Source organism: Saccharothrix sp. CCNWYY140 (genome assembly GCF_037401995.1).
In the GTDB taxonomy this organism is placed as follows: Bacteria; Actinomycetota; Actinomycetes; order Mycobacteriales; family Pseudonocardiaceae; genus Actinosynnema.
This window is the reverse complement of record NZ_JBBEGC010000043.1, coordinates 15457-28094: the sequence shown is the minus strand read 5'-3', so window position 1 is coordinate 28094 and position 12638 is coordinate 15457. Positions and strand designations below refer to the sequence as shown.

At 72.4% G+C, this 12638-nt stretch carries 10 protein-coding genes; 3 read left to right on the top strand and 7 right to left on the bottom strand.

The annotated features are described in order from the left end of the window. Window positions 1–36 precede the first annotated feature (36 nt). From grpE to WBN91_RS20215, 4 genes are read right to left on the bottom strand one after another with little or no spacing between them, the layout of a single operon-like run. Complete coding sequence (gene grpE, locus WBN91_RS20230) at window positions 37–810, bottom strand: nucleotide exchange factor GrpE (protein WP_337725792.1); 774 nt, start codon at window positions 808–810, stop codon at window positions 37–39. Between the two features lie 53 nt (window positions 811–863). Next, a complete protein-coding gene (locus WBN91_RS20225; protein WP_337725791.1) occupies window positions 864–1733 on the bottom strand; it encodes an alpha/beta fold hydrolase in 870 nt (289 codons plus the stop codon). Next, complete coding sequence (locus WBN91_RS20220; protein ID WP_337725790.1) at window positions 1730–2596, bottom strand: LLM class flavin-dependent oxidoreductase; 867 nt, start codon at window positions 2594–2596, stop codon at window positions 1730–1732. Before WBN91_RS20220 ends, WBN91_RS20225 begins: the two co-directional genes overlap by 4 nt. After that, window positions 2596–3537 (bottom strand): zinc-binding dehydrogenase, encoded by a 942-nt coding sequence (locus WBN91_RS20215; protein ID WP_337725814.1) that lies wholly within the window; start codon window positions 3535–3537, stop codon window positions 2596–2598. Before WBN91_RS20215 ends, WBN91_RS20220 begins: the two co-directional genes overlap by 1 nt. 178 nt (window positions 3538–3715) lie before the next feature. On the opposite strand from WBN91_RS20215, the gene WBN91_RS20210 reads away from it, so the two are divergent. Further along, window positions 3716–6601 carry a glycoside hydrolase family 9 protein gene (locus WBN91_RS20210; protein ID WP_337725789.1) on the top strand — a complete coding sequence of 962 codons (2886 nt, stop codon included), beginning with the start codon at window positions 3716–3718 and terminating at the stop codon, window positions 6599–6601. A gap of 41 nt (window positions 6602–6642) precedes the next feature. On the opposite strand, the gene WBN91_RS20205 is transcribed toward WBN91_RS20210, so the two are convergent. Together WBN91_RS20205 and WBN91_RS20200 are read right to left on the bottom strand one after the other, a co-directional pair. After that, complete coding sequence (locus WBN91_RS20205; protein ID WP_337725788.1) at window positions 6643–8655, bottom strand: hypothetical protein; 2013 nt, start codon at window positions 8653–8655, stop codon at window positions 6643–6645. Between the two features lie 34 nt (window positions 8656–8689). Next, on the bottom strand, window positions 8690–9319 hold the full coding sequence (locus tag WBN91_RS20200) for an alpha/beta fold hydrolase (RefSeq protein ID WP_337725787.1): 630 nt from the start codon (window positions 9317–9319) through the stop codon (window positions 8690–8692). A 42-nt stretch (window positions 9320–9361) separates the two neighbouring features. On the opposite strand from WBN91_RS20200, the gene WBN91_RS20195 reads away from it, so the two are divergent. Further along, a complete protein-coding gene (locus WBN91_RS20195; protein ID WP_337725786.1) occupies window positions 9362–10321 on the top strand; it encodes a helix-turn-helix transcriptional regulator in 960 nt (319 codons plus the stop codon). Here WBN91_RS20195 and WBN91_RS20190 read toward each other — a convergent pair. After that, window positions 10275–10982: an SDR family oxidoreductase gene (locus tag WBN91_RS20190; protein WP_337725785.1), complete on the bottom strand. Its 708-nt coding sequence runs from the start codon at window positions 10980–10982 to the stop codon at window positions 10275–10277. The two genes, WBN91_RS20195 and WBN91_RS20190, sit on opposite strands and share 47 nt — an antisense overlap. 109 nt (window positions 10983–11091) lie before the next feature. On the opposite strand from WBN91_RS20190, the gene WBN91_RS20185 reads away from it, so the two are divergent. Continuing rightward, window positions 11092–12129: a serine hydrolase gene (locus WBN91_RS20185; RefSeq protein WP_337725784.1), complete on the top strand. Its 1038-nt coding sequence runs from the start codon at window positions 11092–11094 to the stop codon at window positions 12127–12129. Window positions 12130–12638 lie beyond the last annotated feature (509 nt).

The window sequence follows — 12638 nt, the reverse complement described above, 5'->3', positions numbered from 1 at the left end:
ACTCAACCGGATTGGTCTACACCAGTCAAGCGTCAACTACCCCTCATCCGGCACGTACGCGATCACCGACGGGCACACGACGATCCGCTCGCCGTCCGCGTAACCCGGCCGCACGGTGCGCGCGACGGTGTCCACCGCGTCCTCGTCCTCGGTCGGCTCGGTGCCCACCACGTGGTGGCTGCGCGGGTCGACCGGTCGGCCATCGGGCACCACCACCCGCACGCCGGCCGCCGCGAGCAGGTTCTCCGCCTGCCACGCCACGCCCTCGGGCAGCTTGGGCATGAGGTCGGTCAGGCCGCGCACCAGGATGTCCTTCTGCCGGCTCGCGGGCGGCGGGGTGGCGCGGCCCCGGTTGACGCCCGTCGCCGCCGCGCCCAGCAGCACCGCGCCGACCAGCAGGGCCAGGGCGGGCAGGGTCGGCGGCGGCACGGTCGCGGGCACGGCCACCGAGGCCCACCAGCCGTCGGGGGTGGCGTGCGCGCCGACCATGCCGCCACTCGCGACCAACAGCCCCACGGCGGCCTGGTCGACGCCTCCGACCAGCACGGCCACCCGGGGTGTCGCGGTCCGGGACGGCTGCTCGTTGTCGTGCGCCGGCCGCACCACGACCGCGCGGGCACCCGGCGGCAGCACGCCCGCGACCTCGTCGGCGACGGCCACGGAGTCGGTGGCGCGCCGAGCGCTGTCCAGGGCGCTGACCGCGACCGCGCGCACGTCCACGTCGGGCGCGCGGGGCGACAACACCAGGGCGAGGGAGGTGAACGTGATCAGCGCGCCCAGGACGACGAGGGCGATGGCGGTTCGGTACACCCCCTCTAAGGTCGTCCGGTGGGAGCGCGCCCTGAGCGGGCCGTCCGGGTGAATCAGCCCTGCGCAGTCACCGGACCACGGTCCGTGTGCTCGACCAGTCGGGTGAGGAACAGGTCCCACACCCCGCGCGGCAGCTCGTGCCCGGTGTCGGGCAGGACGAGCAGTTCCGCGCCGGGGATCTCCGCGACCAGCGCCTCCCCGTGGCCCAGCGGGAACAACGGGTCCGCGTCGCCGTGCGCGACCAGCGTGGGCGCCTTGATCTCCCCCAACCGGTCCCGCCACGGCTCACCGCCGCCGGCGAGCTCGTGGTTGAGGCTGGAGGCGATGTTCGGCGAGCGGTCGAACACCCGGCCCGCCAACGCCCTCGCCGCGTCCTCGTCCACCGGGCGCGGTCCGAGGAACGGCCGGTTGGCCGCCACCAGGTACTCGACCACCGAGTCGCGGTCGGACCAGTCGGGTTCGGGCGTGCCGCCGGCGGCGAAGTGCTCCAGCAGCGACGGCGCCATCGGCGGCAGGCCGGGCGCGCCGGGGCCGTCTGGACTCGTGGCCACGAGGGTCAGGGTGGCGACGCGGTCGGGGTGGAAGACGCCGATCGCCTGCGCGATGCCACCGCCCATCGACAACCCCACGACGTGCGCCCGCTCGACGCCCAGTGCGTCGAGGATGCCCAGCGGGTCCTCGACCAGTTCGGTGGACGTGTAACCGGGTTCACCGGGCGGGTAGGACGTCGAGCGGCCGGTGTCGCGGTGGTCGTAGCGGACGACGAAGCGCCCGGCCGCGGCCAGCGTCCGGCAGAAGTCGTCCTCCCACAGGTCCATCGACCCGGTCATGCCCATGATCAGCAGCACGACCGGGTCCTCAGCGGAACCAAAGGTCTCCATGCACAGGTCCGCGCCGTTGGCGCGCACGATCCGTTCGGTCACAACAAGACCGTAGCCTCCGCTACGAGTTCTGTCTGATGGAATCGATCTTCGGTGAACGGCATGGCGACGATCCGGTCTACACCAGCCTCGGCGAAGGCCGCGAACCGTTGTGCCGCTTCGGCCGGCTTGCCGGTGATGATCGTCTGGCGGGCGTACTCCTCGGGCAGCCCGTAGTCCGTCATGCCCTTCACGCGCTGGTCGATCACGCTCGAAGGGACGTCCCCCAGCGCCACGGTGACGCCGACCGTGACACCGGGGCGCGGTCGGCCATAGGCAGCAGCCAGTTCTTCCAGTTCCACCAACGCCTTTCCGATGGCGTGCGGCGTGGTGAAAGCCGGGTACCAGTGGTCGCCGAAGCGGGCGGCTCGGCGCAGCGCGGGTTTCCCGCCCCCGCCGACCAGGACCGGCGGCATGGTCGCGCCCGGCGAGAGGGCGATCTCCTTGCCGTGCAACACCGTCTTCTCGCCGCGCACGAGTCCGGGCAGGACCTCCAGGATGGCGTCGGTGCGCTTGCCGCGTTCGGCGAAGGGCACGTCCACGGCGTGCCAGGCGGCCTCGCCGTGCGCCTCGCCGCCGCTGCCCACGCCGAGCAGGACGCGGTCGCCGGAGAGGTGTTGCAGGGTCGCGATCTGCTTGGCGGTCCACGCGGGTTGGCGCAGCGGCAGGACCATGACCCCGAAGCCCAGCTTGACCTTCGTGGTGACGGCGGCGACCGTGGCGTGCACGAGGGTGCTGTCCAGGAACGGGTTCACCGGGATCAGGTGGTCGCCGTGCCACAGCGACTCCAGGCCGAGGCCCTCGGCGTGCTGGGCGAAGGCGATCAGGTCGTGGCCGGGACCGGGCAGCGTGGTGCCGACGTCCATCACCGCACCTCCAGCAGCGTCTTGCCGACGGTGGCGCGGGATTCGATGGCGGCGTGCGCGTCGGCGGCCCGCTCCAGCGGGAACCGCTGCCCGATCACCGGCCGCACGGCGCCTTCGGCGGCGTGGCGCAGGACGGTGGCGACCAGGTCGGCCAGCTCCTCCGGCGTGGGGCGGCGGCCCTCCACCAGGGTGACCCCGCGCTCGGCGGCGCGGTCCGGGTCGACGCCCGCCCACTCGCCGCTGGCCAGGCCGTAGCTGAACATCCGGCCGCCGGGGCGCAGCAGCTCGAACGCGGCCCGCGCGGTCGGCCCGCCGACGCCGTCGAACACCACGTCCACCGGGTCCGTGGTCCAGCCGGGCTCGGTGTAGTCGACCACCTCGTCCGCGCCGAGACCGCGCACGACCTCGCCCTTCTCCGCGCCGCCCGCCGCGCCCACGACGGTGGCCCCGGCCGCCTTCGCGAGCTGGACCAGCAGCGTGCCGACCCCGCCCGCCGCCGCGAGCACCAGGACCCGCTGCCCGGCGACGTCGCCGACGGTGCGCAGGTTGAGCAGGGCGGTGCGGCCGTCGGCCAGCAGCGCGACCGCCGTGTCCAGCGGGACGCCGTCGGGCACGACCACGACCTGGGCAGCGTCCACGGCCACGCGCTCGGCGTACCCGCCCTGGCCGCCGGTCGAGGTGATCACCCGCTGACCGACCAGACCGGGGTCGACGCCCTCCCCGACCCGGGTCACGACGCCCCCGACACCGTTGCCCAGGATCGCGGGCGGGCTGAGCCGGAACGGCCCCTGGCCGGTGCGCCGGTACTGCGTCTCCACGAAGGTGGTGTTGGCGTAGGCCACCTCGACCAACGCCTGCCCGGGGGCCGGCACCGGGTCCGGCGCCTCCCCCGCGACCAGCACTTCCGGTCCCCCGAACTCCCGCATCCACACCGCGCGCACCGCGTCCCCCAATGGGCCGTTCCGACTCGTGGGCACAGCCTGCGACCTCCAGCTAACTGGAGGTCAACATTCGGCCTTGTGGATGTGCGGCGGGTCACCCTACAGTCTCTGGGAGCGCTCCCAGGGAGCGTTCCCAGAAGCGTCGTCAACCGTCAGAGCAGACGGAGGAACCCTGTCCATGAGATCGCTTCCCCCTCCCCGGTGGCGCCGCCAGGCCACCGCGACCCTCGCCGTCGCCGCCCTGACGGGCGCGTTGACCTCGGGCACCGCGCACGCGGCCGACTACGAGCGCCTCCTCAACGGCACGTTCTCCGCCGGCACCGCGGACCCGTGGTGGGCCAGCGCCGGCGTGACCAACCGCGTGGTCGGCGGTGAGCTGTGCTCGGCGGTGACCGGCGGCACCGCGAACCCCTGGGACGCCCTGATCGGCCAGAACGGCGTGCCGTTCGAGGCCGGCCAGTCCTACCGGATGTCGTTCGACGCCTACGCCACGACGCCGCAGTCCATCAACGCCAACGCGGGTGAGGCCGTCGCGCCCTACCGGACCATCGCCCGCCACACCGTGGCGTTGACGACCACCAAGCAGACCTACAGCTTCACCTTCACCCCCGAGCTGGACTTCCCCGCACTGGGCAACGGGCAGTTCTCCTTCCAGCTCGGCGGCAACGCGGCGAACAACACGATCTGCCTGGACAACATCTCGCTGGTCGGCGGCGTGAAGCCACCGAGCAGTGACTACGGACCGCCCCCGAAGAAGATCAACGCCGACCAGGTCGCGTACCTGCCCGGCCTGCCCAAGCGCGCCACCCTGACCTCGACGGCGACCACCCCGCAGACGTGGACGCTGAAGAACTCGGCCGGCACGACCGTGGCGACCGGCCAGACCACGCCCAAGGGCCTCGACGCGGCCTCGGGCGACTCGACGCACGTCATCGACTTCTCGTCCTACGACACCGTCGGCACCGGGTACACGCTGTCCGTCGGCACGGACACCAGCTTCCCGTTCGACATCTCCGCCGACCGGTTCAAGCAGCTGCGCTACGACTCGCTGGCGTTCTTCTACCACCAGCGCAGCGGCATCGAGATCCAGGCGCAGCACGTCGGCGCGACCTACGCGCGTCCCGCCGGGCACCTCAACGTCGCGCCCAACCAGGGTGACAACAACGTGCCCTGCAAGTCCGACGTGCCCTGCGGCTACACCCTCGACGTGCGCGGCGGCTGGTACGACGCGGGCGACCACGGCAAGTACGTGGTCAACGGCGGCATCTCGGCGTGGCAGGTGCTCAACACCTACGAGCGCGCGCTGCGCCTGGGCGACGCGTCCGCGCTGGGTGACGGCAAGCTGAACATCCCGGAGAAGGCCAACGGCGTCCCGGACGTCCTGGACGAGGCCCGCTGGGAGGTCGAGTTCCTGCTGAAGATGCAGGCGCCCGACGGCATGGTCCACCACAAGATCCACGACGCCCAGTGGACCGGCCTGCCCCTGCTGCCGCACCAGGACCCGCAGGCGCGGCGACTGTCGGCGACCAGCACGGCGGCGACGCTGAACACGGCGGCGGTGGCGGCGCAGGCGGCCCGCATCTGGAAGACGATCGACCCGACGTTCTCGGCCAAGGCGCAGGCGGCGGCGGTCAAGGCGTACGCGGCGGCGAAGGCCAACCCGAACAAGATCGCCGACCCGAACGACGGCACCGGCGGTGGTTCCTACAGCGACGACAAGCTGGCCGACGAGTTCTACTGGGCGGCGGCGGAGATGTTCGCGACCACCGGCGAGGCGTCCTACCGCGCCGACCTCACCGGCTCGCCCCTCTACAAGGGACAGTCGCTGAACCAGCGCGGTTTCGACTGGGGTTCCACGGGTCCGCTGGGTGACATCACGCTGGCGATCGTGCCCAACGGCCTGCCCGCGGCGGACGTCGCGGCGATCCGGCAGGCGTTCACCACCACGGCCGACGGACTGCTCTCGCAGCTGACGACCCTGGCCTACCCGGCGCCGTACCAGACGGAGAACGGCACCTACGAGTGGGGCTCCAACGGCCTGATCGCCAACAACGCGTCGGTTCTGGCGCTGGCGCACGACTTCACGGGTGCGGCGAAGTACCGCGAGGGCGTGTTCGAGGTCCTGCACTACCTGTTGGGCCGCAACCCGGTCAGCTACTCGTACGTGACCGGCTACGGCACCCAGCCGGTGAAGAACGTCCACCACCGGCACTGGGCCAACCAGCTCGACCAGACCCTGCCGACCGCGCCCCCCGGCGTGCTGTCGGGTGGCCCGAACAGCGGCCTCCAGGACCCGATCGCGGCGCGGCTGCTGCCCGGGTGCAAGCCGCAGAAGTGTTTCGTGGACCACATCGAGGCGTACTCGCTGAACGAGGTCACGGTCAACTGGAACTCGGCGTTCGCGTGGATCGCCAACTGGGCGGCGGAGAAGTCCGGCGGCGCGCCCGCCGACAACACCCCGCCGACCGTGCCCGGCGCCCCCGTGGCGTCGGACATCACCACCACCGGTGCGAAGCTGACCTGGACGGCGTCGACCGACCCGGAGAGCGGCGTCAAGGACTACGACGTGGTCGCGGTCGAGGGTGACGCGCTGCGCGTGGTCGCCACCGTCACCGGCACGACGTACACCGCGACGGGCCTGCGCCCCAACACGGCGTACCGCTTCGCGGTGGTGGCGCGCAACAACGTCGGCCTGCGCTCGGCCATGTCCCCCATCGGGACGTTCATGACCAAGTCCGAGGGTGGGACGTACTGCAAGGTGACGTACACGGCGAACACCTGGCCCACGGGCCTGTCCGCGTACATCACCATCGAGAACACCAGTCCGACCCCGTGGACGTCGTGGACGTTGAAGTTCACGTGGCCCGGTGACCAGAAGCTCCAGCAGGGCTGGTCGGCGGTCTGGTCGCAGTCCGGCAAGGTGGTCACCGCGACCAACGCGTCGTGGAACGGCAACGTCCCGGTGGGCGGCAAGGTCCAGATCGGACTGAACGCCTCCTCGGTCCCGCCACACACGCCACCGACCGACTTCACGGTCAACGGCCAGCCGTGCAGTAGGGGCTGACCGGAGGGGGCCGCCGACCACGCGCCCGGTCGGCGGCCCCTTCACCTCCCGGCGAAGTACTCCTGCAACCGCAGGTGCCGGAACTGGTAACTCCCGCCCACCTGCCGCAGCACACCGCGGCGGTGGGCGTCTTCCATGAACCCCATGAGCCGCCAAGGCATCTTGCGGAACACCCAGAACCAGAACCGCACGATCTCGAACTTCACCCACGCGCACGACAACGGCCACGCCGAGGCGACGAAGAACGCCACCACGACAGCCACCCACATCTGCTCGACCGAGCTGGTCATGGACTGGAACACGAAGGTCAGACCGACCACGGTCGCCAGGCCCAGGGTGAGCGCGATGCGGCGGTCGGCCGCGAGGCTGACCGCGGGGTGGACCGGCACGGCGGCCTTGATCCGGGGCGCGAAGCCGATGTTGACGACCACCGTCGCACCGAGGGCCGCTCCACCGGCCACCTCGAGCCAGGTCACCGCGACCCTCTCGACGAGACCGTTGATCCCGAAACCCACCGCACCCATCACCCCGCCGAAGGCGAGCAACCCCAGCGCGGTCCGCGGGCCGACGAAGCCGTACCGCGGCGAGTGCACGAGCCACTCCTCTCCGCGCCGGGTCAAGCGGGCCACCCCGAGCCACACGAGCCCACGCAGGCCACCCAACACGGCGCCGAGGGTCCCGACCGCCACGCCGGCGATCACGACCAGGACGGCGATCGGCACCACCGTGTCCCGGTCGCTTCCCGCGATCATCAGGATGGTCATCACGGACATGTAGGCCAGCGCGATGAACGCACCGCGGGTCGCCGCCACCAGCACGTGCGGTCCGGGCAGCAGGAGGAACAGCCGCCACCACGCCAGGTCCGCGCCGGGCCGCCGGGCCATGCGGCGGGCGAGGAAGGCGAACCTCCTCAGCGCCCGGTCGGGACGCGGGTACAGCGCCGGGAGGTAGGCGTCGAGCAAGTGGTTCTCCACCGCCTCCGGGGTCTCGTGCACCAGCAAGTCCTCCGGATCGGTTGCCGGCGAGGTGTAGGCGGTCTTGGCGAGGTACACCGCCAACGGCGTCTGGAGAGCGCGGGCCACCGCGCCGTCCGGGTGGTCACGCAGTTCGGACACCACCGGCGCCCAGCGCGTGTCACCCTCGGGCACGCCGGCGGCCAGGTAGTCGGCGGCGGCGGAGGCGTGGACCGTGCCCAACTCGACCACCGCGGCCCGACCGATCGGCACGCCCAACCCACCTACGGTGTCCTCGTACTCCGCCGACCGGCTGGTGAGCACGAGCGGACGCCGGCGGCCGACCGCGCGGGCGATGCCTCGGAACGCCGCCTCCCGGCCCGCGGGCGCGACCTCGTCCAGCCCGTCGAGCACGGGCAGCACCATCCCCTTGTCCACTAACGCCCGCGCGACCTGCGGCCCGAACACGCCCCGCTTGCCGAACGACGGGTGGTCGACGGTGAGCCGGTGGACGATCCACTCCTCGACGTCGTGCTCGGCCGGGTTCCACGCGGACAGCGGCAGCAGCAGCGGCACCGGGTCGCCCGGTCCGCGCCGCTCCGCCAAGCCGATGGTGAGCAGGATCGCCGCGCTGGTCTTGCCCGCGCCGGGCTCGCCGATGACGACCAGCTGCCGCGCGGGCAGTTGGTGGAAGGAGTCGGCCAAGCCGGCGACCGTCCCGTGCAGCCGCAGGCGCTTGACCCGGGTGTCGCCCGCGATCTCGGCGGGCGCGGGCGCGACCGGGCGGCTGGTGGAGGTCCACCGGACGTCCAGCGGACGGGTCAGGCCGCGGGCGTCGGCCTCCCGCTCCCACTGCCGCGCGACCAGCCTGGCGAGGGTGTCCGCGGCCTGCTCCAAGTCGGTGCTCCGACCCGCCCGCACGGCCACGACCAGCGCGATCACGCTGGTCACCAGGCCGGCGAACGCGATCACCGCGCCGGCGACGCTGGCCAGCTTGTCGCCGGTGTCGAGGGCTTCGTCCCTGCCGGACAGCCACAGCAGCAGCCCCACCACGCCGACCGCGAACGCGCCGGCCGCCACCCACCACCTGTGTAAGCCCACGCGGACATGGTGGCGGACCCGACGAGCGCGGTGGTCAGCCGGCCGCCTTCAGGACGTCCAGGAACTCCTCCGCCCCACCGTCCAGGAAGTCGTGGCCCACGTCCAGCGAGCGCACCTCCCAGCCCGGGTCGTTCCGGAAAGCGTCGCGGAACTGCGTGAACGGGCTTTCCTGCGTCTGCTCGCAGTACAGGAACCACCGGTTGGCGACGCCGTCGACGGCCCCGGTCAGGGACGTCCGCTGGAGCAGGGACGCGATCGGGTGGGCGAACGCGCGTTCGTCGAAGAACGGCATCGGGGCCACGCCGCGACCGTCTCCCGCCACGCCGTCGATGTACCACTGCCGCCAGAAGCCGTGCACCAGGTCCCACGCGGACTGGCCGTCCCGGGGCACCAGGGCGTCCACGTAGACCAGGGACTTCACCTTCTCCGGCACGCGGTCGGCGACGCCGGTGATCACCATCCCGCCGTAACTGTGCCCGGCCAGCACGACGTCCTCCAGGCCGTCCATCAGGACGAGCACCTGCTCGACGTGCTCTTCCCAGTTACCGACAGCGCTCAGCGTCGGCGCGTGCACCTGGTGGCCCTGCGCCCGCAGCCGGGCGGTGATCTCCTCGTAGTACCAGCCGCCGTGGCAGGCGCCTGCGATCAGCACGTATGTCGTCATGTGATCGACACTAGATCCGGTTTAGGACATAGGATGTCCGTAATGAACATGCCCGCCCGCATGTTGCGACTCTTGTCACTCCTCCAGGGCCGCCGGGACTGGACCGGCGGCGAACTGGCGGAGCGGCTCGGCGTCACCGACCGGACCGTGCGGCGCGACATCGACCGGCTGCGCGAGCTGGGCTATCCCGTCCACGGCAGCACCGGCACGACGGGCGGGTACCGGCTGGCGTCCGGCCGGGACCTGCCGCCGCTGCTGCTGGACGACGACGAGGCGGTGGCGGTGGCCATCGGGTTGCGGACGGCGGCGGCCACGCGGGGCATGGCGGAGAGCGCGTTCCGGGCGATGGCCAAGCTGGAACCGGTGCTGCCCGACCGGTTGCGGCGGCAGATCGACGCGCTGGGGTCGGCGGTGTCGCGGATCCCGTTCGGCGGCGCGCCCGAGTCCGACCCGGCGGCGCTGGGCGTGCTGGCGGCGGCGTGCCGGGACCGGGAGGCGGTGCGGTTCGCCTACAAGGGCGCGGAGCGCAAGGTCGAGCCGCACAGCCTGGTGACGCTGTTCCGGCTGTGGTACCTGCTCGCGTTCGACCCGGCCAAGGACGACTGGCGGATGTTCCGGGTGGACCGGATCGGCACGCCGCGCACCACCGGGCACCGGTTCCCGCCGCGCGACCTGCCCGAGGAGCCAGGTGCGTTCGTAGCGCGCCGGCTGACGTCCGCGCCCTACCGGTACACCGCGACCGCCCTCGTGCACGCACCTGCCGACGTCGTGGAGGCCCGGCTGGTGGTGGCGCTGCCGGGCAAGGTCGAGCCGGTGACCGCGGGCACGTGCCGGGTGCACCTGGGCGCGGACACCATCGAGCCGATCGCCGCCGACCTGCTGCTGTGCGCCGCCGAGTACACCCTGGACGCGTCGGACGAGGTGGTCGGGGCGCTGCGGGCGGTGGGCGCGCGGCTCAGCGGTACGCGTCCTGGCCCACCGGCCGCACCAGGATCTCGTTGACGTCCACAGTGGATGGTTGGGAGACGGCGTAGAGCACGGCCCGCGCCACGTCCGCCGGCGCGAGCTTCGGGTCGCCCAGCCGCGAGGCCGGGATGCCGCCGGTGTCGGTGAGCCCCGGCTGGACCAGCGTCACCCGCACGCCCGTGCCGACGCACTCGGCGCGGATCGCCTGCGCCAGCCCGGTGACCGCCCACTTGGTCGCCGAGTACAGGTTGCCCGGCCGCACCCCGCGCCCGGCCGCCGACCCGGTGAGCACCAGGTGGCCGCCGCTGCGGATCAGGGCGGGCAGGGCGGCGCGGGCGGTGAACGCCGGTCCGCACACGTTGGTCAGGACCATGTCGGCCCACTGCGACGGCGGCGCGCCCCGCGAGGACGTGAACGAGGTGACGACGCTGGTGCCCGCGTTGGCGAACACGACGTCCAGCCGCCCCCAGTCCTCCTCCACCCGCCCGACCAGCGCGGCGACCTGCTCCCACCGGCGCACGTCGCAGGAGGCCACCCACACCCGGTCCGGTCCGCCCAGGCGCGCGGCGTGCTCGGCGAGCTTGTCCACGTCCCGCGCGGTGAGCACCAGCCGGTACCCGGCCTCGGCCGCGGCCTGCGCGGTGGCCAGCCCGATGCCGCGGGACGCGCCCGTGATGAGGAATACCCCTTCACCCATGTCGGCAGGCTACTGCTGGTTGGATCAGCTCACCGCGTTACGCCACCCGAGGCAACAAAACCGCCATCGGCGGCGTCTTTAGTGGCGGACATCCATCGATTGGGGGCACATGAACATCAACCGCAGGTTCGCGCTGGGTCTGGGCTCGGTCGCCGCGGCCGGCGCCGTGCTGGGCACCACCGGCACGGCGGCGGCGCAGGAGACCGACGCCGAGTGGGACGCCCTGATCCCGACCACCGCCGACCTCGCGCGCCGCAAGATCGCGCGGAAGTACCAGCGTGAGACGTACTTCGCGGGCGGCACGTGGTCGTCCTACATCGGCGTGGCCGACCCCGACGGCGTCGTCAAGACGGCCGTGGAGGACAACGCCGACCGGGTGGTCGACGCGTACAGCGTGAACAAGATCGCAGTGGCGGTCGCGGTGCTGGACAAGGTCGACCGTGGCCTGATCACCCTGGACCAGCGGGTGGACGTGACCGCGGCCATCGTGATCCAGGACACCGACGGGATCTTCGGGCTCGACGGGGCGTACCCCAGCTCGGTGACCGTGGGGCACGCGCTGGCGGCGCTGCTGACCGTGTCGGACAACACGGCGGTCCGGCTGTGCGGGCTCGTCGTGCCGGCGCTGGAGCTCAACGAGATCCTGCGTTCGAAGGGTTTCGTGCACACGCAGGTCGTGCCGGTGGCCAACCCGAACCGGTTCTTCCTGGGGACGACCACGCCGCGCGAGACTTTCACGCTGTTGCAGAAGCTGGTGCGCGGTGAGCTGCTGTCGGCCGGGTCGACGGAGCACCTGCTGAAGGTGCTGCGGTCGCTGACGTCGTTCACGGACGGCATCCGGCTCAACCTGTCGTCCGCCGAACGGCTGAACGTGGCCACCAAGGCGGGCTGGTTCGAGGACGGCCGCAACGAAGCGGGCATCGTCTTCGACGCGGCGGGGAAGCCGGTCGTGACGTACTCGCTGTTCGCGTCGGGCCAGTTCACAGGCGACCAGGCGGCGAACGCGGACAACTACAGCGCCACCCACCCGGCCCTCCGCGCCCGAGCCGCCCTGGGCCGCACCCTGTACGACTCGATCCTGCGCATCACCACCACCCAACCCCGCGCGTACTCACCCCAGCCGTACCGCGCCTCGAACGGCGGCTGACCCGGCCGGGTCGCACGTCGCCCCGGGGATGGACGACGTGCGACCCGCCCGTTGTGGACGCACTCCGGTCCTTTCAGGCCCGTCTTTGTCGGTACCTCGTGGGATGATGGAAGCGGGGGCCGGAGGCCGGCACGCCGCAAACCAACGGCCCACCGAGGCAGCCCACTCCACCCTCCTCACGCCACGCTCTTCGCCGCCCACCCTCTTCGCGCCCACTCTCTTCGCGCCCACTCTCTTCGCGCCCACTCGGCCCCGCCGCCACTCGCCGCTGCCACTCGCCTCCGCCGCCACTCGCCCCGGCTGCCACTCAGCTCGACCCAACTTGCCCGCCCAGCCCCGGTCCGGCGGCGCTCCGCGTCGGCGCAACCAGACACGACCCGGCTCGACCCAACCCGGCTCGCCCCGGCGCGGCTCGCCCCGGCGTGGATGGCTCGGCGTGGATGGCTCGGCGTGGATGGCTCGGCGTGGATGGCTCGGCGTGGATGGCTCGGCGTGGATGGCTCGGCGTG

Coding starts and splice junctions, on each gene's coding strand:
- WBN91_RS20220 (WP_337725790.1), bottom strand. CDS start 2,596: ATGGACGTCGGCACCACGCTGCCCGGTCCCGGCCACGACCTGATCGCC.
- WBN91_RS20185 (WP_337725784.1), top strand. CDS start 11,092: ATGAACATCAACCGCAGGTTCGCGCTGGGTCTGGGCTCGGTCGCCGCG.
- WBN91_RS20210 (WP_337725789.1), top strand. CDS start 3,716: ATGAGATCGCTTCCCCCTCCCCGGTGGCGCCGCCAGGCCACCGCGACC.
- WBN91_RS20195 (WP_337725786.1), top strand. CDS start 9,362: ATGAACATGCCCGCCCGCATGTTGCGACTCTTGTCACTCCTCCAGGGC.
- WBN91_RS20190 (WP_337725785.1), bottom strand. CDS start 10,982: ATGGGTGAAGGGGTATTCCTCATCACGGGCGCGTCCCGCGGCATCGGG.
- WBN91_RS20200 (WP_337725787.1), bottom strand. CDS start 9,319: ATGACGACATACGTGCTGATCGCAGGCGCCTGCCACGGCGGCTGGTAC.